At 73.4% G+C, this 24375-nt stretch carries 21 protein-coding genes; 12 read left to right on the top strand and 9 right to left on the bottom strand.

What is annotated here, in order from left to right; genetic code table 11:
* The first annotated feature begins 35 nt into the window (after positions 1 to 35).
* Entirely contained in the window at positions 36 to 1523 is a 1488-nt protein-coding gene (ahcY, locus tag RH861_RS14700; protein ID WP_310521615.1) for an adenosylhomocysteinase, read from the top strand.
* A 72-nt stretch (positions 1524 to 1595) separates the two neighbouring features.
* On the opposite strand, the gene RH861_RS14695 is transcribed toward ahcY, so the two are convergent.
* Complete coding sequence (locus tag RH861_RS14695; RefSeq protein WP_310521614.1) at positions 1596 to 2438, bottom strand: RDD family protein; 843 nt, start codon at positions 2436 to 2438, stop codon at positions 1596 to 1598.
* A gap of 17 nt (positions 2439 to 2455) precedes the next feature.
* On the opposite strand from RH861_RS14695, the gene RH861_RS14690 reads away from it, so the two are divergent.
* Entirely contained in the window at positions 2456 to 3451 is a 996-nt protein-coding gene (locus RH861_RS14690) for a stage II sporulation protein M (RefSeq protein WP_310521613.1), read from the top strand.
* Between the two features lie 14 nt (positions 3452 to 3465).
* Here RH861_RS14690 and RH861_RS14685 read toward each other — a convergent pair whose 3' ends face one another.
* From RH861_RS14685 to RH861_RS14665, 5 genes are read right to left on the bottom strand one after another with little or no spacing between them, the layout of a single operon-like run.
* Complete coding sequence (locus RH861_RS14685; protein ID WP_310521611.1) at positions 3466 to 4800, bottom strand: DUF58 domain-containing protein; 1335 nt, start codon at positions 4798 to 4800, stop codon at positions 3466 to 3468.
* 3 nt (positions 4801 to 4803) lie between these two features.
* On the bottom strand, positions 4804 to 5805 hold the full coding sequence (locus tag RH861_RS14680; protein ID WP_067946757.1) for an AAA family ATPase: 1002 nt from the start codon (positions 5803 to 5805) through the stop codon (positions 4804 to 4806).
* Entirely contained in the window at positions 5802 to 7085 is a 1284-nt protein-coding gene (locus RH861_RS14675) for a DUF4350 domain-containing protein (protein ID WP_310521610.1), read from the bottom strand. The genes RH861_RS14680 and RH861_RS14675 overlap by 4 nt, the downstream gene beginning before the upstream one ends.
* Entirely contained in the window at positions 7082 to 7762 is a 681-nt protein-coding gene (locus tag RH861_RS14670; RefSeq protein WP_310521609.1) for a DUF4129 domain-containing protein, read from the bottom strand. Before RH861_RS14670 ends, RH861_RS14675 begins: the two co-directional genes overlap by 4 nt.
* Positions 7753 to 9075: a DUF7847 domain-containing protein gene (locus RH861_RS14665; protein ID WP_310521608.1), complete on the bottom strand. Its 1323-nt coding sequence runs from the start codon at positions 9073 to 9075 to the stop codon at positions 7753 to 7755. Before RH861_RS14665 ends, RH861_RS14670 begins: the two co-directional genes overlap by 10 nt.
* Before the next feature lie 134 nt (positions 9076 to 9209).
* On the opposite strand from RH861_RS14665, the gene mtrA reads away from it, so the two are divergent.
* From mtrA to secA, 6 genes are all read left to right on the top strand, one after another.
* Complete coding sequence (mtrA, locus tag RH861_RS14660; protein WP_067945115.1) at positions 9210 to 9890, top strand: MtrAB system response regulator MtrA; 681 nt, start codon at positions 9210 to 9212, stop codon at positions 9888 to 9890.
* A gap of 10 nt (positions 9891 to 9900) precedes the next feature.
* The gene (mtrB, locus tag RH861_RS14655) at positions 9901 to 11568 is read left to right on the top strand and encodes an MtrAB system histidine kinase MtrB (RefSeq protein WP_310521607.1); all 1668 of its coding nucleotides are present in this window, start codon (positions 9901 to 9903) and stop codon (positions 11566 to 11568) included.
* Positions 11561 to 13246, top strand: a complete 1686-nt coding sequence (locus RH861_RS14650) for an LpqB family beta-propeller domain-containing protein (protein ID WP_310521606.1) — start codon at positions 11561 to 11563, stop codon at positions 13244 to 13246. The genes mtrB and RH861_RS14650 overlap by 8 nt, the downstream gene beginning before the upstream one ends.
* A gap of 91 nt (positions 13247 to 13337) precedes the next feature.
* Positions 13338 to 14207 (top strand): ComF family protein, encoded by an 870-nt coding sequence (locus RH861_RS14645; RefSeq protein WP_310521605.1) that lies wholly within the window; start codon positions 13338 to 13340, stop codon positions 14205 to 14207.
* Entirely contained in the window at positions 14143 to 14853 is a 711-nt protein-coding gene (hpf, locus tag RH861_RS14640; protein WP_310521604.1) for a ribosome hibernation-promoting factor, HPF/YfiA family, read from the top strand. Before RH861_RS14645 ends, hpf begins: the two co-directional genes overlap by 65 nt.
* Positions 14854 to 15031: 178 nt before the next feature.
* Positions 15032 to 17824, top strand: a complete 2793-nt coding sequence (gene secA, locus RH861_RS14635) for a preprotein translocase subunit SecA (RefSeq protein WP_310521603.1) — start codon at positions 15032 to 15034, stop codon at positions 17822 to 17824.
* Between the two features lie 82 nt (positions 17825 to 17906).
* On the opposite strand, the gene RH861_RS14630 is transcribed toward secA, so the two are convergent.
* Together RH861_RS14630 and RH861_RS14625 are read right to left on the bottom strand one after the other, a co-directional pair.
* Entirely contained in the window at positions 17907 to 19160 is a 1254-nt protein-coding gene (locus RH861_RS14630) for an adenylate/guanylate cyclase domain-containing protein (RefSeq protein WP_310521602.1), read from the bottom strand.
* Positions 19161 to 19230: 70 nt separating this feature from the next.
* Positions 19231 to 19683, bottom strand: coding sequence for an Rv3235 family protein (locus RH861_RS14625; protein WP_231878490.1), 453 nt, complete (start codon positions 19681 to 19683; stop codon positions 19231 to 19233).
* Between the two features lie 173 nt (positions 19684 to 19856).
* On the opposite strand from RH861_RS14625, the gene RH861_RS14620 reads away from it, so the two are divergent.
* A complete protein-coding gene (locus tag RH861_RS14620) occupies positions 19857 to 20447 on the top strand; it encodes a hypothetical protein (RefSeq protein ID WP_310521601.1) in 591 nt (196 codons plus the stop codon).
* 6 nt (positions 20448 to 20453) lie between these two features.
* Here RH861_RS14620 and RH861_RS14615 read toward each other — a convergent pair whose 3' ends face one another.
* Positions 20454 to 20747 (bottom strand): helix-turn-helix domain-containing protein, encoded by a 294-nt coding sequence (locus RH861_RS14615; protein WP_067945146.1) that lies wholly within the window; start codon positions 20745 to 20747, stop codon positions 20454 to 20456.
* A gap of 110 nt (positions 20748 to 20857) precedes the next feature.
* Here RH861_RS14615 and RH861_RS14610 point away from each other — a divergent pair, with 110 nt between their 5' ends.
* From RH861_RS14610 to RH861_RS14600, 3 genes are read left to right on the top strand one after another with little or no spacing between them, the layout of a single operon-like run.
* Entirely contained in the window at positions 20858 to 21490 is a 633-nt protein-coding gene (locus RH861_RS14610) for an SAF domain-containing protein (protein WP_310521600.1), read from the top strand.
* Positions 21490 to 22749: a CpaE/TadZ family protein gene (locus RH861_RS14605; protein WP_310521599.1), complete on the top strand. Its 1260-nt coding sequence runs from the start codon at positions 21490 to 21492 to the stop codon at positions 22747 to 22749. The genes RH861_RS14610 and RH861_RS14605 overlap by 1 nt, the downstream gene beginning before the upstream one ends.
* Before the next feature lie 31 nt (positions 22750 to 22780).
* On the top strand, positions 22781 to 24274 hold the full coding sequence (locus tag RH861_RS14600; RefSeq protein ID WP_067945151.1) for a sensor histidine kinase: 1494 nt from the start codon (positions 22781 to 22783) through the stop codon (positions 24272 to 24274).
* The last annotated feature ends 101 nt before the right edge of the window (positions 24275 to 24375 follow it).

Below are 24375 nucleotides of genomic sequence, written 5' to 3'. Positions count from 1 at the left end.
CCTCGCGGGGCGGCGCGCCTGCGAGAATGGAGCCCATGACGCTCGCCACCTCCACTGCGACATCCGCCCTGCCCTTCAAGGTCGCCGACCTCTCGCTCGCCGAGTCGGGCCGGCACCAGCTGCGGCTGGCCGAGAACGAGATGCCCGGCCTCATGGCGCTGCGCGAGGAGTTCGCCGCGTCCCAGCCGCTCGCCGGCGCCCGGATCGCGGGCAGCCTGCACATGACGGTGCAGACGGCGGTGCTCATCGAGACGCTCACGGCGCTCGGCGCGCAGGTGCGCTGGGCGAGCTGCAACATCTTCTCGACGCAGGACGAGGCGGCCGCGGCGGTCGTCGTCGGCCCGGACGGCACGGTCGACGACCCGAAGGGCGTGCCGGTCTTCGCGTGGAAGGGCGAGACGCTCGAGGAGTACTGGTGGTGCACCGACCGCATCTTCGACTGGTCGGCCGAGGCGGAGGCGGCGGGCGCCGACTGGATCGGGCCGAACCTGATCCTCGACGACGGCGGCGACGCCACGCTCCTCGTGCACCGCGGCCGCGAGTTCGAGGCGGCCGGCTCGGTGCCCGAGGCGACGGATGACGCGAGCGCGGAGTACCGCGTCGTGCTCGACACGCTGCGGCGGTCGCTCGAGGTCAGCCCCGACCGGTGGAGCCGGGTCGCCGACGAGATCCGCGGGGTGACGGAGGAGACCACCACGGGCGTGCACCGCCTGTACGAGCTGCACGCCGCGGGCGAGCTCCGATTCCCGGCGATCAACGTCAACGACTCGGTGACGAAGTCGAAGTTCGACAACAAGTACGGCATCCGCCACTCGCTGCCCGACGGGCTGAACCGCGCGACCGACGTGCTGATCGGCGGCAAGGTCGCCTTCGTGGCGGGCTACGGCGACGTCGGCAAGGGCGCCGCCGAGGCGCTCCGCGGCCAGGGCGCGCGCGTGATCGTCTCCGAGATCGATCCCATCAACGCGCTGCAGGCCGCGATGGACGGCTACCAGGTCGCGCGGCTCGAGTCCGTCATCGACCAGGTCGACCTCCTCGTGACGGGAACGGGCAACAAGGACGTGGTCCGCCTCGAGCACCTCCTCGCGCTGAAGCACCTCGCGATCGTGGCGAACGTGGGCCACTTCGACAACGAGATCGACATGGCCGCGCTCGAGTCGCTCGAGGGCGCCGAGAAGGTCGAGATCAAGCCGCAGGTCCACGAGTGGCGCCTGCCCAACGGCCGCAGCGTGCTCGTCCTCTCCGAGGGCCGCCTGATGAACCTGGGCAACGCCACCGGCCACCCGTCGTTCGTCATGTCGAACTCGTTCGCCAACCAGGTGCTCGCGCAGATCGAGCTGTGGACCCGGCCAGACGAGTACCCGGTCGGCGTGTACGTGCTCCCCAAGCACCTCGACGAGAAGGTGGCGCGCCTCCACCTCGACGCGCTCGGGGTCGAGCTCACGGTGCTCACGCCCGAGCAGGCGGCCTACATCGGGGTGCCCGTCGAGGGGCCGTACAAGGTCGACCACTACCGGTACTGATCCGGCCGGCGAACGGATGCCGCGGGCGCACGTCGCGCCCGCGGCATCCGTCTGCCTGCGCCGGTCGCCGGGTCAGCGCTCGGGGAACCCGACCGGGCGCGACTCGAGCACCGGTTCGAGCGCGTCGAGCCGTCGTCGCTCGAGCGCGAGGGCGGTGAGATCGCGCTCGCGACGGAGGGCGGCGACCGCCGCGAGGAACAGCTCGGGATCGGCCGCGGGCACGGGTGAGACGTACGGGGCGACCTCGGCGGCGAGCGATTGCGCGAGGCGCTGCCGGCTGCCCGGGGCCAGGTGCACGGCGTTGCGGAAGAACGCGGCGACGCGACGCGCCACCGGATCGGGGAGCCGGCCCACGTCGGCGGTGGCGGCCCAGCGCGCGAGGGGGGCCGGCACCCCGAACGCGAGCGGCTCGTAGCGCGGGACGCGCTCGACTTGACCGTGCGTGCCGGCGAGGATGTCGCCGAGGCGCTTCGAGTCGGGGTTGAGGAACCCGACGAGCACCGCGAGGCCGCCGAAGGTGAGCCAGATCTCGAGCACGCCCACCAGTGCGCGGATGAGGGCGTGCCGGAAGCCGATCGCGCCGCCGTCGTCGCGCACCACGCGGATGCCGAGGGCGAGCTTGCCGAGCGAGCGGCCGCGGCTGGCGGTCTCAACGGCCGTGGGCAGCACGACGAGCAGGGTGACGATCACCGCGACGCCGACCGCGCGGGCGGCGGCCTCGTCGAGGTCGAGGTTCACGATGGCGAGGAGCGCCGCGAGGCCGAGGACGACCGTGACGACCACGTCGATCAGGGCACCTCCGGCGCGCATCACCGCGCTCGCCGGTCGGACGTCGAGCGCCACGGCCTCCCCGGTGAGCACCGCCTCGTCGTCGACGCGCACCGCCGACCGGGCCGGGGCGGTCGGGTCGGGCATGGCTAGTATTCAAGCAGATGGACCTCGACGCGCTCGCCTCAGCCCGCCATGACGACTGGCAGCGGCTCGACGCGCTCTCCCGAACCGCCCGGCTCGACGGCGAGGGCGCCGACGAGCTCATCGAGCGGTACCAGGCCGCCGCATCCGACCTCTCGCTCGTGCAGGCCACCGCCGGGTCCACGGCGCTCGGCGACCGGCTGTCGATCTCGCTCGCGCGGGCGCGGCTGCGCTTCACCGGGGCACCCGAGAACCCGCTCCGGCAGCTCTCCCGGTTCGCCTTCGTCCACCTGCCCGCCGCCCTGTACCGGGTCCGCTGGCTGACGCTCGGCGTGGCCGTCGGCACGGTGCTCGTCGCTGCGCTGTACGCGCTGTGGGCCCTGTCCGACCCGCGGGTGATGGCGAACCTCGGCAGCGAGGAGGAGCTGCGGCAGATCGCCGAGGAGGGGTTCGTCGCCTACTACTCCGAGAACCCGGCGGCGTCGTTCGCGGGGGCCGTCTGGACGAACAACGCCTGGATCGCGGCGCAGTGCGTGGCCTTCGGGATCACCGGCGTCTGGGTGCCGTGGGTGATCCTGCAGAACGCGCAGAACCTCGGCGTGACGGCCGCGATCATGTTCGCGTACGACGAAGCCGACACGTTCTTCCTCTACATCGCGCCGCACGGCCTCCTCGAGCTCACCTGCGTGTTCGTCGCGGCCGCGGCGGGCCTGCGCATCTTCTGGGCGTGGGTCGCGCCGGGCGCACGCACCCGCGGTCAGGCGCTCGCCGAGGACGCGCGGTCGCTGTTCACGATCGCCGGGGGGCTCGTGTTCTTCCTCCTCGTCGCCGGACTCGTCGAGGGGTTCGTGACGCCCGCGCCGTGGCCGTGGCCCGTGAAGATCGGCATCGGCGCGCTCGCACTGGCCTGGCTGCTCGTCTGGATGCTGGTGCTCGGTCGTCGTGCGGCCCGCGCGGGGGAGACCGGCGATCTCACGGCGTTCGACGCGGGCGCCCGGCGGGCCGTCGCCGGCTGACCGCTCGGCGGCGCTCAGAGCTGCCCGGCGGCCTTGAGCGCGAGGTAGTGGTCCGCGAGTGCCGGGGGCAGGTCGTGCGGGGCCGCGCTGACGCTCGACGCACCGAGGCGCCCGACCGCCGCGGCGACGCGCTCCGCGTCGAGACGGGACCGCTCGGCCGCAGCCGCGGCGTACACGTCCGAGAGTTCGTCGCGTCGGCCGACCGCGCCTGCGAGCGCCGGATCGACGACGGAGGCGACGACGACCCGGTGGCGGGCCGTGAGCTGCGGGAGGGTGCCGAGCAGCCCGCGCGAGCTGCCGGGGGCGTCGGCGGCGGTGAGGAGCACGACGAGCGCGCGGCGGCTCGTCACGCGGCGCACCTGCGCGGGCAGGCCCGCCCAGTCCGCCTCCACGAGCTCGGCGTCGATCCCGGCCATCGTGTCGACCATGCGCGCGAGCAGTTCCGGCCCGGCGGCGCCGTGGACTCGGCCGCGGAGCCGACGGTCCCAGGCGAGGAAGTCGACGCGGTCGCCCGCGTGGCTCGCGAGCGCGGCCAGCAGCAGCGACGCCTCGAACGCCGTGTCGAGCCGGGGCTCGTCGCCGATCCGGGCCGCGGCCGTGCGCGAGGTGTCGGCGACGATCACGATCCGGCGGTCGCGCTCGGGCCGCCACGTGCGCACCATGAGCCGCATCGAGCCGGGCTGCTCCGGGTCGGATCGCCGGGCGGTCGCGCGCCAGTCGATCGAGCGCACGTCGTCGCCGCGCACGTATTCCCTGAGCGAGTCGAACTCCGTGCCCTGCCCGCGGATCAGCAGCGGCGTGCGACCGTCGAGCTCTCGCAGGCGCGTGAGGCGCGACGGCAGGTGGGCGCGCGAGTGGAAGGGCGGCAGCACGCGCAGCCGGCCGGGGGCGGCGAGCGTCGCCTGTCGTGCCCAGAGGCGCATGGGGCCGTAGGAGCGGATGGTGACCGCCTCCGTGCGACGGTCGCCGCGGCGGGTCGGGGTGAGCTGCTGGTGTATCCGGCGACCCTCGCGCGGCGCCACGTCGACGTTCGCTCGGTTCCGCCCGGACACGCCCGCGGACGGCGGCCAGCCGTCGCGCACGGTGGCGCGCAGCATCCGCTCGCCGAGGTTGCGCACCACCACGACGGACTCGACGGTCTCGCCGAGCCGCACCCGATCGGGCAGGTCGCGTGCGACGGCGACCCGCCGCGGCGACGCCGCGAGCGAGAGGTCGACCACCCCCAGGCCGATCGCGAGCACGAGCCACCCGCCGAGCGCCGCCCACGCCGCCGCGGCGTCGGCGCCGAGCAGGACGACGGGCACGACGCCGAGGGCGACGAGGAACGTGAAACGGCCGGTGACGGACATGGCTTAGAGCGGCACCTGCACCTGCTGCACGATGCCGCGCAGCACTTGGTCGACCGCCACGCCCTCGAGTTCGGCCTCGGGACGCAGCTGCACGCGGTGCCGCCACACGGGCAGGAGCATGGCCTGCACGTGATCGGGCGTGACCTTCTCGAATCCGGTGAGCCAGGCCCACGCCTTCGCGGCGGCGAGCAGGCCCGTCGCAGCGCGCGGGCTCACGCCGAGCCGCATGGACGGGCTCCGTCGCGTCGCGCGCGCGAGGTCGACCACGTACCCGAGCACGTCGTCGCCGACGCCCACGCGACCGGCGGCGGTCCGGGCCGCAGCGAGCTCGGCGGCGCCGACCACGGGCTCGACGCCCGCGGCCGCGAGGTCGTGCGGGTCGAAGCCGTCGGCGTGGCGACGCAGCACCGACACCTCGGCGTCGCGCTCGGGCACCTCGAGCACGAGCTTCATCAGGAACCGGTCGAGCTGCGCCTCGGGGAGCGCGTACGTGCCCTCGTACTCGATCGGGTTCTGGGTCGCGGCGACGAGGAACGGCGAGGGCAGCGGCCGGGTCACGCCGTCGACCGACACCTGCCGTTCCTCCATGGCCTCGAGCAGCGCCGACTGGGTCTTCGGCGGCGTGCGGTTGATCTCGTCGGCGAGCAGCAGGTTCGTGAAGACGGGGCCCTCGCGGAACGCGAACTCGCCCGAGCGGGGGTCGTACGCGAGCGACCCGGTGATGTCGCCCGGCATCAGGTCGGGCGTGAACTGCACGCGCCGCGTCTCGAGGTGCAGCGTGCGGCTCAGCGTGCGCACGAGCAGGGTCTTCGCGACGCCGGGAACGCCCTCGAGCAGGACGTGCCCGTCGGCGAGGAGCGCGATGATGAGGCCGGTGACGGCGCCGTCCTGGCCGACGACGGCCTTGCCGACCTCGGTGCGGACGCGGTCGAGCGCGGCGCGCAGCGCGGCGTCGTCGCGGGTCGCGTCGTGCGGCGTCGCCTCGTCGTGGAGCGGGTCGGTCATGGTCGCCTTCCTGTCGGTGCGGATGCGTCGGGGGAGTCGGGGCGGAGCGCCGCGCGCACGCGCCGCTCGAGGTCGTCGAGGTCGCGGGCGAGCGAGACCAGGTCGCGGTCGCCGCCGGGCAGGTCGTCGACGAGCAGGCGTCGAACGGATGCCGCGTCGCGGCCGATCGCGGCGGCGGCCGCCGTGACGACGACGTCGACGTGCGCGGACCTCGGCAGGCGCAGCAGGTCCTGCAGGCGCCGGACGGTGCCGATCCGCAGCTGGTCGAGGGCCCGGACCCGGGCGGACGAGCGCGCGTACAGCCGGGCGCGGCCCTCGCCCGTCTCACCGGCGGGCACGTGCACGGGGAGGTCCTCGACGACGAGCGGACCGAAGCGGCGTCCGCGCTGGATCCCCGCGGAGACGACCACGAGGGCGGCCAGGACGAGCACCGGGCTGACCCAGCCCGGGATGAGCTCCTGCAGGGTGGGCGCGGCCGCGACGTCGGCATCCGCCGGCCCCGGCAGGTACCACGCCAGCTCGTCGGTCGTGCCGAGGAGCCCGATCACGAGCGCGGCGTTGCCGGCCTCGCCGACGGTCTCGTTGACGAACGGCGCGGTCGATCCGACGAGCGCGACCTCGGCTCCGCCCGGTGCGGGGCCGGTGACGACGGCGTACGCCTCGTCGTCGGCGAAGCAGCCGGCGAATCCGGATGCCGCGGCCTCGTCGTCGACCGTGAGGAGCCCCTGTCCTGCCGACAGCCCGCCCGCGCGCTCTGCGGCCGGGAGGTCGCAGCCCACGTCGTCGAGCGCCCCGCCGGCGGCACCCGCGAGTCGCACCCCCGGCGCGAGCACCTCGAGGGCGGCGAAGTCGGGCCGCGCGACGACCAGGCGATCGGCGGCGCGCGCGAGGTCGGCGAGGCCGTCGCGACCGAGCAGTCCCTGCGCGTCGTGGAGGAGGACGGTCGCGCCGCCGCGCGCCGCACGCTCGGCCTGCTCGAGCGAACGGACCTCGACGACCTCCACGCCGCGCGCGGCGAGCACCTGGGCGAGCGCGCGGGCGCCTCCGGGTGCGGCGTTCTCGACGCTCATGGGCGTCCCTGCGGGGCGGGCGACGCCCTGGACGAACGCGAGCACGAGCGCGCCGAGCAGGACGGCGCCCGCGATGACGATCCAGGGCCGCCGCCGGCGCGCGAGCGTGCGGAGCCGAGGGGTGAGCGCGCGGTTCGCGCCGTCCGGCCCGGTGCCGTCGGGCTCCGCGCCGATCGGTCCGCGAACGGTCGCGGGTGCCGGCGCGCTCATGCGCCGCTCCTCGCGAGCGGGGCGGCGAGCTCGTCGCCGGAACCGGCCGGACGGGACGCGGCGAGGGCGGACTCGAGCGCCGTCACGCGGCGGTACTGCGCCTCGGTGCCCGAACGGCCGAGGTAGCGCACGGCGTCGAAGTCGGCCGCGGCGGACTCGAGCTCGGCGGCTCGGTCGGGGAACGGCCGGGACGCGGCATCCGCCATGCCGTGGGCCGTCGTGCCCGGGTGCACCCGCACGAGCTCGCGCTCGACGAGCGAGCGCACGATCGCGCGGAACCGCTCCTGGACGGCCAATGCCCAGTCGCCGGATGCCGCGGCCGCCTCGGCTGCGCGGCGCAGGGCGGCGGCGTCGCGCACGTCGCCGTCGTCGAACAGCGGCACGGGCGCCCCGGCCCGGCGGCGCAGCCGCGGCAGGCCGAACACGAGCAGGGCGACGCCCAGGAGCGCGGCGACGACGAGGACCGCGATGAGCGCGAGGGCCGGCATCGGGAGGCCGCCGGCGCCCTCGAAGAGGCCGACGAGCCAGTCGCGCACCGCCTGGGCGAACAGGTCGAACGCCGTCGGCTCCGCCGCGCGGTACTCGGGCTTCGCGAGCTCGTCCAGCACCCACCGTCGCGCCTCGGGCGCGTCGGGGTCGAGCGGCGGCTCCCACCGCACGGGGCCGGTCAGGACCACGTCGGCGCGGTGCCGGCAGTCGGCGGCCCGGCCGGAGCCGCGGGCACGGTCTCGTACGGATCGGACACGTCGCGTCCGGCGTCGCGGGCCTCGACGTGGCGTTCGAGCTCGAGGTCGAGCCCCTCGCCGCGCATCCGGAGGTCGATGTAGATGACGGCGATGAGGGCCGCCTGCACGACCGAGGTGATCGCGCCGATGAGGATCGAGAGGACGAGCGTCGCGATCGTGGTGGCGATCGAGATGGCCAGGTAGGTCTCGCCCGCGCCGGGGTCGAGCACGCTCGCGAGGATGGTGCCGAGCAGCGACACGGGCTGCACCACCACCTGCGCGGCGAACGACAGGATCAGCCCGACCAGGAGGATCAGGCCGAACGTGCGCCAGAAGTTGCCGTTCGTGAGGGCCCACGAGCGGCGCATGGAACGGCCGATGCCCGCGCGCTCGAGCACGATGACGCTCGGCACGAGCGCGAGCTTCGTGCCGAGCCACGCGCCGAGCACGACCAGTCCGAGCACGGCCACGACGGCGAGACCCGCCGCCGTGAGCGCCGCCTCGGGGGAGATGAACGCGGCCGCGATGACGCCGCCGAACACGAGCCCGAGCACGACGAGCACGACCGCGCCGACGAGGAGCGTCCAGCCGATCAGCGGGCCGATGCGGCGCGCGGCCCGGCGCCAGAGCTGTCCGAACGTGAGCTTCTCGCCCAGGGTGCCGCTCGCGACCTCCACGACCATCACGCCCTGCAGGAATGCGGCCGCGACCACCGAGACCGCGATCGGCACGAGCGAGAGCAGGACCACCCAGCCGACGGCGCCGGAGAGGATCGCGTCGAGGTCGGCCTCGCTCGCCGTCTCGACGCGCGAGAAGATCCAGAAGAAGAGGGGCACGAACACGGCGGCGGACGCGATCGCCGACACGAGCTGCACGACGAGGCCCGTCCCGAACACGGGCGCGGGGTTGCGGCGGAGCGTGCGGAAGGGGGCCCAGAGCAGCGTGCCGAACGACATGGGCCGCAGGGGGAGCAGGCCCGGCTTCGGCGGCGGCGTCCAGCCGGCCGGGCCGGGGGCCGCGCCGTACTGGCCCGGGGCCACGCCGTACTGGCCGGGGGCCGCGCCGTACGGCCCGGGAGCCGTTTCGTACGGCCCGGGAGCGGACGCGTATCCAGACGGCGGTCCGTAGGGCGGGGGTGCCGCGGGCGGGAGCGGGGGCGCCACCGGCGGCACCGGCGGGGTCGGACCGGGCGCGGGGCCTGCGCCCGTGGCATCCGTCGCGTCGTCGGGACCGCCGACGGGCGGCTTCCAGTCGTGGTCGGGCACGTGCGGCGCTCCTTCTCCGGGGTTGCCCCAATGCTGCCACAGGCCCGCCCCGGCCGGTCCCGGCTGTCGAGCCACTACGCTGGAGGCACCTGGTTCCCCGCCGGCGGCGCGCCGGCAACGACGGAGAGCAACGGATGACGCCACGCGTACTCGTCGTCGACGACGACACGGCCCTCGCCGAGATGATCGGCATCGTGCTGCGCACCGAGGGGTTCGACCCGTCGTTCTGCGCCGACGGCTCCGGCGCGGTCGCCGCGTTCCGCGAGACCAAGCCCGACCTGGTGCTGCTCGACCTCATGCTGCCCGGCATGGACGGCATCGAGGTGTGCGGCCGCATCCGTGCGGAGTCGGGCACGCCGATCATCATGCTCACGGCCAAGAGCGACACGGCCGACGTCGTGCGCGGGCTCGAGTCCGGAGCCGACGACTACATGGTCAAGCCCTTCAACCCGAAGGAGCTCGTCGCCCGGATCCGCACGCGCCTGCGGCCGGCGCCCGAGTCGGCGGTCGAGACGATCTCGATCGGCGACCTCGTGATCGACGCGGCCGGCCACGAGGTGCGCCGCGGCGACGAGCGCATCAACCTCACGCCGCTCGAGTTCGACCTGCTGCTCACGCTCGCGTCGAAGCCGCAGCAGGTGTTCACGCGCGAGATGCTGCTCGAGCAGGTCTGGGGCTACCACTACAAGGCCGACACGCGCCTGGTGAACGTGCACGTGCAGCGGCTCCGCGCCAAGGTCGAGCACGACCCCGACAACCCCCGCATCGTGATGACCGTGCGCGGCGTCGGCTACCGCGCCGGCGCCACCACCTGAGACGGGCGCGATGACCGCGGCGGCGAACCCGGCGGCGCGCAGCCTCGGCTGGATCCGCGCGCAGTCCCGCCGCATCGGCACGCTGTGGCGGCGCTCGCTGCAGTTCCGCACCGTCCTGATCACGCTCGGGCTGTCGAGCCTCGCGATCCTCGTGATCGGCTTCACGATCTCGTTCACCGTCGCCTCGAACCTGTTCTCCGACCAGGTCGACCGCGTGCTGGCCTCGTCCGCGACGGCGACGGTCGCGGCCCAGCGATACCTCGAGTCGTCGGATGCCGCGGACCGCGCCTCGGTCCAGGCCGTCACGAGCTCGGCGCTGCAGACCGTCACCGGCGTCTCCGGCAGCGCCGACATCGCGCTGTTCCGCGCGCCGGGGACGCCGCCCGCGTCGATCGCCCCGCCGGACTTCCTGAGCCCCGACCTCGGCGGTCGCATCACCGCCGACCTGCGCGAGCGGGTGCAGGAGAACCCGACCGGCCAGTACTGGCAGTCGATCGAACTCGTCAACAGCCGCGGCGAGTCGGTGCCGGGCATCATGGTCGGCTCGCAGCTCGAGATCCCGGGCGCGGGCTTCTACGAGCTCTACATCGGCTACGACCTCGCGGATGCGGCGCAGACGCTCGCGTTCGTGCAGGCGACGGGCGCCGTCGGCGCCGTCGCGCTCATCGCCCTGCTGTCGGCCATCACGCTCGTCGTCGTGCGCTGGGTGATCGAGCCGATCCAGGCGGTGGCGGCCACGAGCCGGCGCCTCGCCGCGGGCGACCTCGGCGTGCGCCTGCCGGTCCGGGGCGAGGACGAGATCGCCACGCTCGCGGCATCCTTCAACGGCATGGCCGACACGCTGCAGTCGCGCATCCGCGAACTCGCCGAGCTCTCGGTCATGCAGCAGCGGTTCGTCTCGGACGTCTCCCACGAGCTGCGCACGCCGCTGACCACCATCCGACTGGCCGGCGACGTGCTCGACGGGCAGCGGGACGACTTCCGCCCGGCGACCGCCCGCACGGTGGAGTTGCTGCGCACCCAGACCGAGCGGTTCGAGAACATGCTCGCCGACCTGCTCGAGATCAGCCGGTACGACGCCGGCTCGGTGGAGCTCGAGACGGAGCCCACGAACCTCGTCCACCTGGCCGGCGAGACGATCGAGTCGATGCACGAGCTCGCCGTCGAGCACGGCAGCGAGCTCCGGCTCGAGGCGCCCGGCGGGCACCTCGACGCCGACGTCGACCCGCGCCGCATCCGCCGCATCGTGCGGAACCTGGTCGGCAACGCGATCGAGCACGGCGAGGGCCGCCCCATCGTCGTCTCGGTCGACAGCAACGAGACGGCGATCTCGCTCTCGGTCCGCGACTACGGCATGGGCATGAGCGAGGAGGACGCCGCTCGGGTGTTCGACCGGTTCTGGCGGGCGGACCCGAGTCGCCGTCGCAGCATCGGCGGCACCGGGCTCGGGCTCGCCATCTCCCTCGAGGACGCCGTCGCGCACGGGGGAACGATCGACGTGTGGTCGCGGCAGGGGCGGGGTACCGTGTTCCGGCTCACGCTCCCTCGGCGCCGCGGCATCGAGCCGGTCGTACCGCCGCTGTCGCTCGAGCCCGATGATCCGGATGCCACCGAGCCGAGGCCGCCATCGACCCATCCGACCGACACCGCCGCGATCCGGGAGGTCCACGATGCGTGATCTCGCCCGCCGCGCGGCCGCGATCGCCGCCCTCGCGATCGCCGCGACGCTCACGGGATGCGCGGCCATCCCGACGAGCGGGAACGTCAACGCGGGCGTCGCGCGCCCGGCCGACGAACCCGTGGACCTCGACGTGCTCGTCCGCCAGCCGCAGGGCGGTGAAACCCAGCAGCAGATCCTCGAGGGGTTCATCGAGGCGGCCGCGAGCCCCCGCGGCAATTACGACATCGCCCGCGAGTACCTCACGCCCGCCTTCGCGAGCGAGTGGGCGGCCGACGCCGGCACCACGATCGACGTGCTGGCCGACCGCACCTTCAACCAGTTCGGCGAGCGCGGCATCCGGGTCCAGGTGGTGCCGTCGGGCAGCCTCGCGCCGAACGGCCAGTACCTCGAGTCCGCGACCACCGCGCCGGTCCAGCTCCAGTACGAGTTCGAACAGGTCGACGGCGAGTGGCGCATCTCGGCCGCGCCGCCGGGCCTGCTGGTCGACGAGACCACCTTCCAGATCGTGTACCGCGACTACACGCTCGCGTTCTTCGATCCCCAGTACCGCTTCCTCGTGCCCGACGTGCGCTGGTTCGCCGGGCGGGAATCCGCACAGACGAGCATCGTGCGCGCCCTCCTCGCCGGGCCGGCGGAATGGCTCGCGCCCGCGGTGGTGTCGGCGATCCCCGAGGACGTGACGCTCGATCCCGCGACCGTGCCGGTCACCGACGGCGTCGCCGAGGTCTCGCTCGTCGGCGCGGCCTTCGACAACCTGCTGACGGTGCAGCGCATGCAGTACCAGCTCGAGCAGAGCCTCGCCGGGGTTCGGAACGTCCGCAACGTCGAGCTCGCGCTGAACGGCGCGCCCGTGGAGGCGCCCGACCTCGCGCAGGAGCCGCAGCGCACGCTGCGCATCGACCCGAGGCCGGTCGTGTACGACGGCGAGGCGTTCGGCTTCCTGTCGAGTGGCGACGAGCTCTCGCCCATACCGGGCGTCTCCGAGCAGGTCGTCGCCCTCGAGCCGACCGGAGCGGCGCTCGGTCCCGGCGACGACGCCGCCGCGGTGCGCGCCGCCGACGGGGTCTGGCTGGTGCGTGCCGACGAGGAGCCCGTGCGGCTCGACCCGCGCGACGGGCTCGTGGTGCCGGCGCTCGACATCGACGACGTCGTGTGGTCCGTGCCGGGCGACGCGCCCGACGCGCTCGCCTGGTTCGCGGTCGACGGCTCGGCCGCCGAGCAGATCCCGGTTCCGTGGAGCGGGTCGCGCATCGCGGCGATCGAGGTGTCGCGCGACGGTACGCGGCTCGCGGCCCTCCTGGCCGACGGGGCACGATCGCGTGTGGTCGTCGCGTCGATCCAGCGCGACGAGGCCGGGCTTCCGGTCGCCCTCGGGCCCGTGGTTCTCGAGCTCGCGGGGGCGGTCGGCGAGCCGCTCGACCTCGCCTGGCTCGACTCGGGGTCGATCGGCGTGCTGACGGCGTCGGCGTCGGGGGCGCGGGTCGGCCTGCAGGAGGTCGGTGCGCCGGACACCGCGGGCGAGGGGCCCGAGGGCGCGGTGCAGCTCGATGGCGCGAACAGCCAGCGCGACCTCCGGGTCCTGACGTCGGAGGGCGACCTGGCCACCCGGGCCGGCGCGACGTGGCAGGTCCAGGACCGCGGCATCCGCTTCCTCGCCACGCAGCAGTCCGGCTGACTCGTCCTCCACGGGTCCGGTGCGCCATGCGGGTGTCCGCGTCCCGCCGAGGCGAGCGGATGCCGCGGGCGTCGCGGTTCACGATGGCCGGGTGCCTCCGCTCGCCCGTCCCGTGCGCGCCGCCGTGCTCGACGCCCTCGCGCTCGTGCTGCCGGTCGACTGCGCCGGGTGCGGCGCGCCCGATCGCTCGGTGTGCGACGCGTGCCGTGCCGCGCTCGAGCCCGCGCCGGTCCGCACGAGCCGGGCGGCCCTCGGCGGGACCGACGGCATCGCCGTGTGGGCCGGGCTCGAGTACGCGGGCATCGCCTCGAGCGTCATCCGCTCGATGAAGGACGCCCAGCGAACGGATGCCGCGGCCGCGCTCGCCCCCGCCCTGCGCGCCGCCCTCGCGGCGGCCTGCCGCGACCCGGTCGGCGGGATGCCGACGACGCGGCTCGAGATCGCCGCGGTGCCGTCCACCCGGGCCGCGCGGCGCGAGCGCGGGTACGAACCGGTCCGCCTGCTCCTCGGCCGCGCCGGCTACCGCGCCCCGGCGGTGCTCCGCACGCGGGAGGGACGGCTCGACCAGGCCCACCTGGGTCGCGAGGCGCGGCGGGCGAACGCCGCGGGATCCATGGCCCCGCTGCGCCGCCTCGACGGGCGCACCTTCCTGGTCGTCGACGACGTCGTCACCACCGGCTCGACGCTCGCGGAGGCGGTCCGCGCCATCCGTTCGGCGGGCGGCACCGTGCAGGCCGCGGCGGTCGTGGCCCACACGCCCAGGCGCGTCCCGGAGATCTCCCTGCCAGTTGGTGAACGGCCCGTGACATCGGCGGGCGGGCGGACTACGGTGTCAGGACAGGCGTGGTCGAACCACCCTTCCAACCCGGGTGACACGCCGGTGGATGGAGGTCGTCATGGAACTGAACATCGTCGGACGCAACCTGGAAGTGACCGATCGATTCCGCGCCTACGCGGCTGAGAAGGCCGAGAAGGTGTCCAACCTCTCGGACCGTGCGATCTCGCTCGACGTCAAGGTCAGCAGGCACAACGAGAAGAACGGCAACTCCGGGCTGGACCGCGTCGAGCTCACCCTCGTCGGCAAGGGGCCCCTCGTCCGGGCCGAAGCCGACGGCTCGGACAAGTACGCGGCGTTCGACGTCGCGCTCGGGCGGCTGCTCGAGCGCATCCGACGGGCCAAGGACCGTCGCAAGGTCCATCGCGGCGGCAGTCGCCGCCCCACCTCCCTGCGCGAGGCCACCGAGGGCGGCTTCGCGGGCGTCGGCGTGCAGGCCGCCGACGTCGAGGTGCTCGAGCGCGTGCGCACCGGCGAGATCCCCATCGTCCGGGAGAGCTCGGACGCCTCCGCCGAGGAGGCGCCGTACTCACCGGTCGTGATCCGGCGCAAGGTGTTCAACGCCACCCCGATGACGGTCGACGACGCGCTGTACCACATGGAACTCGTCGGCCACGACTTCTACCTCTTCATCGACGCCGAGACGCACCGGCCGAGCGTCGTGTACCGCCGGAAGGGCTGGGACTACGGCCTGATCGGCCTCGACGAGCACGGCAACGCCGACGCGACCGCCGAGTCGGGACAGGCGGACCTCGCCCGAGCCGGCGCCTGACCCGCGTCACTCCGACCCGTCGGCCCGGCGCCCGGCGACTCCTGCCGGGCACCGGGCCGACGCCCAGTCCGCAGCCCAGTAGCATGGCTATGATGACCGTCTGCACAGGCGGATCCTCCGGCGTGCGCGGGTGCCCCACCCCGCCGTCGCACGCCTGACGACAACGGGAGAGCAGTTCGTGGCTTCGATTCTGGAAAAGGTCCTCCGCGTCGGCGAAGGTCGCACCCTCAAGCGGCTCGAGAACTACGCCGCCGCGATCAACGCCCTCGAAGACGACTTCCGGGCGCTCAGCGACGACGAGCTCAAGCACGAGACCGTCGAGCTCCGCGAGCGCTACGGCAACGGCGAGTCGCTCGACGACCTTCTGCCCGAGGCGTTCGCCGCGGTCCGCGAGGCGAGCCGCCGCACCCTCGGCCTCCGCCACTTCGACGTGCAGCTCATGGGCGGCGCGGCCCTGCACCTCGGCAACATCGCCGAGATGAAGACAGGCGAAGGCAAGACGCTCGTCGCGACGACCGCCGCCTACCTGAACGCACTCACGAGCCGGGGCGTGCACATCGTCACGGTCAACGACTTCCTCGCGAGCTACCAGTCCGAGCTCATGGGCCGCGTCTTCCGCGCGCTCGGCATGTCGACCGGATGCATCGTGGCCGGCCAGACGCCCGCGGTCCGTCGCGAGCAGTACGCCGCCGACATCACGTACGGCACGAACAACGAGTTCGGCTTCGACTACCTGCGCGACAACATGGCGTGGCAGGCGTCCGACATGGTCCAGCGCGGCCACTACTTCGCCATCGTCGACGAGGTCGACTCGATCCTCATCGACGAGGCCCGCACGCCGCTCATCATCTCCGGCCCCGCCTCGGGCGAGGCGAACCGCTGGTTCACCGAGTTCGCGCGCCTCGCGCAGCGTCTGGTCCCCGGCGAGGACTTCGAGGTGGACGAGAAGAAGCGCACCGTGGGCGTCCTCGAGCCCGGCATCGAGAAGGTCGAGGACTACCTCGGCATCGACAACCTCTACGAGTCGGCGAACACGCCCCTCATCTCGTTCCTCAACAACTCGATCAAGGCGCGTGCGCTCTTCAAGCGCGACAAGGACTACGTCGTGATGAACGGCGAGGTCCTCATCGTCGACGAGCACACCGGACGCATCCTCGTCGGGCGCCGCTACAACGAGGGCATCCACCAGGCGATCGAGGCGAAGGAGGGCGTGCAGGTCAAGGCCGAGAACCAGACCCTCGCGACCGTCACGCTGCAGAACTACTTCCGCCTCTACGACAAGCTCTCGGGCATGACCGGTACGGCCGAGACCGAGGCGGCCGAGTTCATGTCGACCTACAAGCTCGGCGTGGTCCCCATCCCGACGAACAAGCCCATGGTCCGCATCGACCAGCCCGACCTCGTCTACAAGAACGAGGAGGCGAAGTTCGCCCAGGTCGTCGAGGACATCGTCGAGCGGCACAAGAAGGGCCAGCCCGTCCTCGTCGGCACGACGAGCGTCGAGAAGAGCGAGTACCTCTCGCGGCTGCTCGCCAAGAAGGGCGTGCGCCACGAGGTGCTGAACGCGAAGAACCACGCCCGCGAGGCCGCGATCGTCGCGCAGGCCGGTCGACTCGGTGCCGTCACCGTCGCGACGAACATGGCCGGTCGCGGTACCGACATCATGCTCGGCGGCAACGCCGAGTTCATGGCGGTGCAGCGGATGCACGAGCGAGGGCTCAGCCCCGTCGACACGCCCGACGAGTACGAGGCCGCCTGGGACGCGGTGTTCGACCAGACCAAGGCCGAGGTCGAGCGGGAGGCCGAGAAGGTGCTGGCCGCCGGCGGGCTCTACGTGCTCGGCACCGAGCGTCACGAGTCGCGTCGCATCGACAACCAGCTCCGCGGCCGCTCGGGCCGCCAGGGCGACCCCGGCGAGAGCCGCTTCTACCTCTCGCTCACCGACGACCTCATGCGGCTGTTCAACGCGGGAGCCGCCGAGAGCCTGATGTCGCGCGGCGTGCCCGACGACGTGGCCATCGAGTCGAAGGTCGTCACGCGCGCCATCCGCTCGGCGCAGTCGCAGGTCGAGGCGCGCAACGCCGAGATCCGGAAGAACGTGCTGAAGTACGACGACGTCCTGAACCGCCAGCGCGAGGCGATCTACTCCGACCGCCGGCACATCCTCGAGGGCGACGATTTGCACGACCGCGTGCAGTCGTTCCTCGAGGAGGTCATCGACGAGGTGCTCGACGAGCACACCGCCGAGTCCAGCCCCGACGAGTGGGACTTCGACGCGCTCTGGGCCGAGCTGAAGACGCTGTACCCGATCGGCATCACGATCGACGAGGTCGTGGCCGAGGCCGGCGAGAAGGGGCGCGTCAACCGCGACTTCGTGCGCCGCGAGATCCTCTCGGACGCCAAGCTCGCCTACCAGCGCCGCGAGGAGCAGCTGGGCAGCCCTGCCATGCGCGAGCTCGAGCGCCGGGTCGTGCTCTCGGTCATCGACCGCCGCTGGCGCGACCACCTCTACGAGATGGACTACCTCAAGGACGGCATCGGCCTGCGCGCCATGGCCCAGCGCGACCCGCTGGTCGAGTACCAGCGCGAGGGCTACGCCATGTTCCAGCAGATGATGGGACAGATCCGCGAGGAGACCATCGGCTTCCTCTTCAACCTCGAGGTCGAGGTCGCGCAGCAGGGTGCCGCCCCGCGCATCGAGGCCAAGGGCCTGCAGCGCCCCACCGCCCCTGAGGACAAGCTGAGCTACTCCGCCCCGAGCGACTCGGGCGGCGTGGAGGTGCGCAACCAGCGCGGGCAGATCCAGCAGGCGGCCACGCAGCGCGCGCGCCGCGCCGTCGCCGCACAGCAGCAGCAGCCGCAGCAGCCGCAGCAGCCCGCGGCGCGCGGCGCGTTCGGGCAGCGCACGGAGGGCGACGCCGCGCCGATGAACCGGCAGGAGCGTCGCGCCCAGGACCGCAAGGGGCGCTGACCGCGACCACGACGAACGGCCCGGGCGACGCCCGGGCCGTTCCGCGTCCCGGCGCGTCGCGGTACGCCTCGGGCGAGGTCGTCTAGGCCGATCGTCGCGACTCGAGGAACCAGGTGTGCACGGTGCCGATGCCCTTCACGTCCACGGGACCCCGGGGCCGCAGCCGGAAGCCCTCGGCGAGGCGGTCCGCCACCGCCTCGGTGACCTGGATCGAGTCCGGAGGTGCGGTGGACTCCATGCGGCTCGCGGTGTTGACGGTCGCGCCGTAGACATCCCACAGGAAGCGGGAGGCGCCGATGACGCCGGCGACGATCGGTCCGACGGCGATGCCGATCCGGAGGTGCACCGCCGGACGTTCGCCGATCGCGTGCGAGACGGCCAGTGCCCGGGCGTCGAGCGCGAACCCCGCGAGGGCGTCGAGGTCGGCCTCGTCGCCCAGCCCGCCCGTGATCACGAGGTACGCGTCGCCGATCGTCTTGACCTTGGTGAGGCCGTGCCGGGCCGCGAGGTCGTCGAGTGCGCCGAACAGGCGATCCAGGTCCTGCACGAGGGCGTCCGGAGAGAGCGTCTCCGAGAGGCTCGTGAAGTCGACGATGTCCGCGATGAGGACCCCCACCCCGTCGAGGCGATCGGCGATCGGGTGCTCGCCCGCGACGAGTCGATCGGCGATCGCGCCCGGGAGGACGTTCCGCAGGAGCCGGTCGGAGCGGTCCCGCTCCTCCGCCAGGGCGGCGGCGAGTCGGTCGCGCGAACGGACGTACGCGCGCATCGCGACGAAGACGATCGTGGACACCGAGACGATGTTGACGGCGAAGAACAGCGTGACCACGCGGGGGTCGAGGTCGGGAGCGGTCGCACTGAGCACGCCTTCGAGTGGCACCATGGCCGCCACGATCGCCACGTAGAGGGCGAACACGAGCCCGGGTCGTCGTACGCGGCTGAACGAGAGCGCGCCGATCGGTGCGGATGCCGCGAAGAGGATGACGCCGCTGCTGTTCGCGAAGCCGCCCAGGGCGACGTGGACGAGCGGCGGCAGCGTGAGGAACATCGTCAGTTGGGACCGGCGGAACCACCGGTCGTCGCGGGCCGCGCGAAGGTGTGCGAGGCCCGCGATCGTGGCGACGATGTAAATGGTCGGGATGGCCGCGGCCACGGGGACCCCGATGGCGTAGTAGAACGCCGCCCAGGGCGCGACCACCACCGAGGTGAAGACGGCGGTGAATGTGAGGACCCGCTTCTCCATGCGGCGGCCGTCGTCGTCGCCCGGGGCCACGCCGAGCGAGGCGATGGCCGTGCCCGCCGCCGTGATGCGCCGGGCCGCCGAGCCGCGGTCCATGGCATGAGGCTAGGGGATGGGCCGGCGAGGTGCCATCACCCCGGGACCGGTGGGACCGGGGAGTCGCGGATCAGAGCACGCTGATGACGCTCGCTCGCCAGCGCTGGTCGAGGCCCTCCAGGCGGATGGCCACCGCTCGCGATCGGGCCCGCTGGTGCACCATGACCACCGCCTCGACGATGCCGTCGGCGGGCTCGTCGATCATCACCCGTCCGACGGTGAACGCGGGCCGCTGCGGGACGAGCCCCTTCGCTCGCCGTGCGCGGGCCGCCAGCACGACGCGCTTCGAGAGGTTCCGATAGACGTCGTCGGTCACCCAGCGTGCGAGCTGCTCGAGGTCGCGCGCACCCGCGAGGACCTCGATGACGCAGTGGGTCAGGTTGCGCAGCAGCTGTTCGGGGTCGTCGAGCTCGGCTCGCCCGGAGCGCTGGCGGGAGAACTCGTCGTCGTCGAAGAACAGGCGACGCGCGACGGCCCCTTCGACGACGGGGGTTCTGGGCGCGCTGGGAAGGCGAGCGGTCATGGATGCTCCAGTAGGGTGGGGCCCGTCAGCCGGCATGCGTCGACGCGGTGTCCCCTGTTCGGGGGGTAGGAGGGTCTGACTGAACGGTACGGTCGAGCGCTCACGGGTGTCAAGGAAAATCCGCGCCTGTGGAGAAGTGCGTCGGCTCCGGCCCCGCCGGGTAGCGTCGGCGCATGCGCTGGGACCAGCTGTTCGACGACCTGGAGTCGCAGCTCGACCGCGAGCAACGCGAGGAGGAGCGCGTGCTGGCGCTCGAGTCCGAACGGCTGCGGATGGCCCGGCTGTCGCTCCGGGAACGCATCATGGCGCTCGCCGCGGCCGACGGGGAACGCGGCGGCATCCGCCTCGAGCTCGCGGGAGGCTGCACGCTGCTCGTGCAGCCCACGACGTTCGGTCGCGACTGGTTGAGCGGGCACCTCGTCGTGCAGGGCGGCCGGAGCCAGTGCATCGTGCCCATGGACGCGATCGCCGCCGTCGCCGCGGGTCGTCGTCAGGTGGACGAGAGCCTCACGCGCGTGCCCGAGTCCGCCACCAGGATCGCCGAGCGCATCGGGCTCGCGTTCGTGCTCCGGGATCTCGGTCGGCGCCGTCTCCCCGTCGATCTCGAATCCCTCGACGGCCGGCACCACGGGACGATCGACCGGGTCGGCCTCGATCACCTCGACCTCGCCCTGCACGAACCGGGGACTCCTCGGCGCGAACGCGACGTCCGCGGCTACCGGTTGGTGCCGTTCGCCCGCGTCGTCGCGGTGACCGTGCACTGAAGCACCTCAGTCGACGGCGCGCGGCCCTCCGGAGCGCAGGCCGGACAACTCGATGACGTTGGCGAACTCGCCCTGATGCCACGCCGAACGACGCCTCGTGGCCTCGTACTGGTCGTCGATCCACAGTTCGAGCTGGGTGCGCTCGACTCGCCAGGGCCCGCGTTCGCCGACTCGGATCGCGGGGAGCTCGCCCGACAGGATCAGGTCATGAACGGTCTCGACGTCGACGGCGAGCACCTCGGCCGCATCGGCGACCGTGAGGAAGCGGCCGATCGCATCGCCCGGACCGTTCTGGATCATCACTCGATTATCGACCTCGCCGTCGGACGCCGTCCGCGGTGTGGATAACTTCACGGTGACCTCTCGGCAACGCGCCACCATGGTCCCGGCGACCGAGGAGAGGAGTCGGAATGGCGGTTCGCAGCGCACGACGAGAGCGGGGCTCGACGCGAGTCGATCCCCGCCTGCTCATCGGGCTGGCGCTCGTGGCCGGATCCAGCCTCGGGGTCTGGGCGCTCGTCGAGGCGCTCGACGACACCCGCGAGGTCCTCGTCGCCCCAGCGACGCTCACGCCGGGCACGCGCGTGGAGGCCGCCTCGCTCCGGGTCGAATCCGTCCGGCTCGGCGCCCTCGCCGACGGCTACCTCGCCCCCGACGACCTCCCCGAGGGCGGCCTCGTGGTGGTGCGCACCGTTCAGGCGGGCGAGCTCCTGCCCGCGGCATCCGTCGCCGATCGCGAGCGCGCCGACCTCGCGGTGGTGGTCGTCACGAGTTCGCGTCCGCTGCCGGGCGAGGTCGCGCCCGGCGCCCTCGTCGACGTGTGGACCGCCGCCGAGGTCGAGCGCGGCGCGTTCGAGCCGCCGGTGGTGCTGGTGCCCGGTGCCGAGGTCGCGGCGGTCGCCGAATCCGACGGCATGATGTCGACGGGCGGGCCTACGGTCGAGTTGCTGATCCCGCGCGAGAAGACCGCGGCGCTCCTCGAGGCGCTCGCCGCGGGCGACGCCGTCGACCTCGTCCCCGCGACCGGCGCGGTCCGCGACTGATGGCCCGTCTCGCGCTCGCCCTCGATCCGTCGCTCGAGGACGGCATCCTCGCCGACCTGGTCGAGTCGGGGCACACGATCGTGGCCCGGCTGGTCGGATGGCGCGACGTGCTCGACTGCCTCGACGTCGTCGGGCCGGAGGTGGTCGTCGTCGGCGCGGGCCGCGCGACACTGACGCCCGAACTGCTCGCCGCGTGCGACGAGCGCGGCATCCGCTGCATCGCGCTCGCCGATTCCGACCACGATCGCGCGCAGGCCAATCGCATCGGGCTCCACGAGGTCCTCGACGCCGGGGTGCCCGTCGCCGAGCTCGAGGCCCTCGTCAGCGGCGGGGTGACCGTCCCGTCGCGTCTGGGCGACCCGGCCACCGCGGGCCGGGACGCCGGCCCGGCGAACGGGATCGTCGCGGTCTGGGGCCCGGCGGGCGCCCCGGGCCGGACCACCGTCGCGGTCAACGTCGCCGCCGAGCTCGCCGCCGCGGGCCACCGCGTGGCCCTCGTCGACGCCGATCCCTACGGCGGCGCCATCGCGCCGATCCTCGGCCTGCTCGACGAGGCGCCGGGATTCGCCTCGGCGTGCCGGCTGGCCGGTGCGGGGGCGCTCGATCGCGCCGAGCTCGAGCGCATCGCCCAGCGCTACTCGTCGCCGCGCGCCCCGTTCGAGGTGTTCACGGGGCTCGTCGGGCCGAGCCGGTGGCCCGAGCTCTCCGACGAGCGCGTCACGGCCGCGCTCGCGGCCATGCGCGAGCGGTTCGAGTACGTCGTGGTCGACACGGGGTTCTCGCTGGAACGCGACGAGGAGCTCATGACCGACCAGTTCGCGCCGCGGCGCAATGCCGCGACGTTCGCCGCACTCGCGGCGGCCGATCGCGTGCTCGCCGTCGGCCTCGCCGACCCAGTGGGACTGTCGCGGCTGCTGCGTGGCCACGGCGAGCTGGTCGACCTCGTCGACGCGGAACGCGTCGACGTGGTGGTGAACCGCGTGCGGTCGAGTGCGCTCGGCCTCGATGCGCATGCGCAGGTCCGCCAGACGCTGCGGCGGTTCGCCGGGCTCGCCGAGGCGACGCTGCTCCCGCACGACGGGCGGGCGACGGATGCCGCGATCCTCATGGCGCGCACGCTCCGCGATGCCGCGCCGCGGTCGCCGCTCCGGGCGGCACTGCGTGCCTACGTCGACGACCGGCTGCTGCCCGAACCGGAACCCGCGCCGCGCCGGCGCGCACACCTGCCGCTCGGCCGCCGCCGCGCCGCGGTGGCCTGAGCAGGCCGTCGGCGCTCGCTACGCTGGGTCTGTGTCGACCCTCAGTGATCTCGTCCTCGCCCAAGGGCGCAGCAGCCAGGCGGACGTGGACTGGCTCCACATGCTCGTCGGCGACCTCCAGCTCCTCGCCGACCTCGCCTTCGCCGACATCGTCCTCTGGGTGCCGTCCGGCGATGACGACTTCGTCGCCGTCGCGCACTCGCGTCCGTCGAGCGCGGCGACCCTGTTCTACCGCGACTTCGTCGGGCAGGCGATCCGTGCGGAGTGGCGCGACCTCGTCTCGCAGGCGTTCGACTCGGGCGCGATCGTCGACTCCTCGGCACCCGACTGGTACGAGGAGATGCCGACGCGCGTCCGCTCCGTGCCCGTGATGCGTCGGCTCTCCGTCACCGGCACCGAGCTGGCGCCCGAGCCGGTCGCCGTCATCACCCGGCACACCAACCTCGGGTCGACCCGCACCCCGAGCCGTCAGGAGCTGACGTTCAACGACTGCGCGGCCGAACTGTTCCAGATGATCGCCTCGGGGGACTTCCCCGACCTCGGCGCGCCGACGGGCCCCCGGCGCGGCGCGCCGCGCGCGTCGGACGGGCTCATCCGCCTCGACGTCGACGGCATCACGACGTTCGCCAGCCCGAATGCGCTGTCGGCGTTCAACCGCATGGGCTTCGACGACGAGCTCGAGGGCCAGTCGCTCGCCGATGTCGCGTCGCGGCTGCTCAGCGGGCGGCTCGACGTCGACGAGTCCCTGCCGCTCGTCGTGACCGGGCGCGCGCCGTGGCGCACGGACGTCGAGTCGCGCGGTGTGACGGTGTCCCTCCGAGCCATCCCGATCCGTCGCCGCGGCGAGCGCACCGGCGCGATCGTGCTCACACGCGACGTCACCGAGCTGCGCCACCAGGAGCAGGAGCTCATCACCAAGGATGCGACGATCCGCGAGATCCACCATCGCGTGAAGAACAACCTGCAGACGGTCGCGTCGCTGCTGCGCATCCAGGCCCGGCGCACGCACTCCGACGAGGCGCGCGACGCCCTCACCCAGGCGATGCGACGCGTCGGTGCGATCGCCGTCGTCCATGACACCCTCTCGGAGGGCCTCAGCCAGAACGTCGACTTCGACGAGGTGTTCGACCGCGCGCTGCTGCTCGTGGCCGAGGTCGCCGCAGCCCACAACACGACGGCGCACCCGAAGAAGTCGGGGACGTTCGGGGTGCTGCCGAGCGCCTACGCCACGCCGCTCGCCCTCGCGCTCACCGAGCTCGTCACGAACGCGGTCGAGCACGGCCTCGCCGGGCAGGAGGGCGACGTCGAGGTCATCGCGAGCCGGTCCGAGACGATGCTCATCGTGCAGGTCCGAGACACCGGCTCCGGGCTGCCCGAGGGCAAGGTCGGCGAGGGCCTCGGCACCCAGATCGTCCGGACGCTGATCCAGGGCGAGCTCGGCGGCACGATCGACTGGCACACCGTGGTCGGCAGCGGCACCGAGGTGACGATCGAGGTGCCGCTGCGCTGGATCACGAAGCCCTGATCAGGGGGCGCCGCGGCCCGACGAGGATCGCTCCCCGCATGCGGACGGCACCCGCGCGATGCGGGTGCCGTCCGGTTCGGGTGCTTGCGGGGAGTTCGGGC

This window comes from Agromyces indicus, assembly GCF_031432295.1.
GTDB lineage: Bacteria > Actinomycetota > Actinomycetes > Actinomycetales > Microbacteriaceae > Agromyces > Agromyces indicus.
This window is presented reverse-complemented; position numbering and strand designations above follow the sequence as displayed.

Coding starts and splice junctions, on each gene's coding strand:
- ahcY (WP_310521615.1), top strand. CDS start 36: ATGACGCTCGCCACCTCCACTGCGACATCCGCCCTGCCCTTCAAGGTC.
- RH861_RS14695 (WP_310521614.1), bottom strand. CDS start 2,438: ATGCCCGACCCGACCGCCCCGGCCCGGTCGGCGGTGCGCGTCGACGAC.
- RH861_RS14690 (WP_310521613.1), top strand. CDS start 2,456: ATGGACCTCGACGCGCTCGCCTCAGCCCGCCATGACGACTGGCAGCGG.
- RH861_RS14685 (WP_310521611.1), bottom strand. CDS start 4,800: ATGTCCGTCACCGGCCGTTTCACGTTCCTCGTCGCCCTCGGCGTCGTG.
- RH861_RS14680 (WP_067946757.1), bottom strand. CDS start 5,805: ATGACCGACCCGCTCCACGACGAGGCGACGCCGCACGACGCGACCCGC.
- RH861_RS14675 (WP_310521610.1), bottom strand. CDS start 7,085: ATGAGCGCGCCGGCACCCGCGACCGTTCGCGGACCGATCGGCGCGGAG.
- mtrA (WP_067945115.1), top strand. CDS start 9,210: ATGACGCCACGCGTACTCGTCGTCGACGACGACACGGCCCTCGCCGAG.
- mtrB (WP_310521607.1), top strand. CDS start 9,901: ATGACCGCGGCGGCGAACCCGGCGGCGCGCAGCCTCGGCTGGATCCGC.
- RH861_RS14650 (WP_310521606.1), top strand. CDS start 11,561: ATGCGTGATCTCGCCCGCCGCGCGGCCGCGATCGCCGCCCTCGCGATC.
- hpf (WP_310521604.1), top strand. CDS start 14,143: ATGGAACTGAACATCGTCGGACGCAACCTGGAAGTGACCGATCGATTC.
- RH861_RS14630 (WP_310521602.1), bottom strand. CDS start 19,160: ATGGACCGCGGCTCGGCGGCCCGGCGCATCACGGCGGCGGGCACGGCC.
- RH861_RS14625 (WP_231878490.1), bottom strand. CDS start 19,683: ATGACCGCTCGCCTTCCCAGCGCGCCCAGAACCCCCGTCGTCGAAGGG.
- RH861_RS14620 (WP_310521601.1), top strand. CDS start 19,857: ATGCGCTGGGACCAGCTGTTCGACGACCTGGAGTCGCAGCTCGACCGC.
- RH861_RS14615 (WP_067945146.1), bottom strand. CDS start 20,747: ATGATCCAGAACGGTCCGGGCGATGCGATCGGCCGCTTCCTCACGGTC.
- RH861_RS14610 (WP_310521600.1), top strand. CDS start 20,858: ATGGCGGTTCGCAGCGCACGACGAGAGCGGGGCTCGACGCGAGTCGAT.
- RH861_RS14605 (WP_310521599.1), top strand. CDS start 21,490: ATGGCCCGTCTCGCGCTCGCCCTCGATCCGTCGCTCGAGGACGGCATC.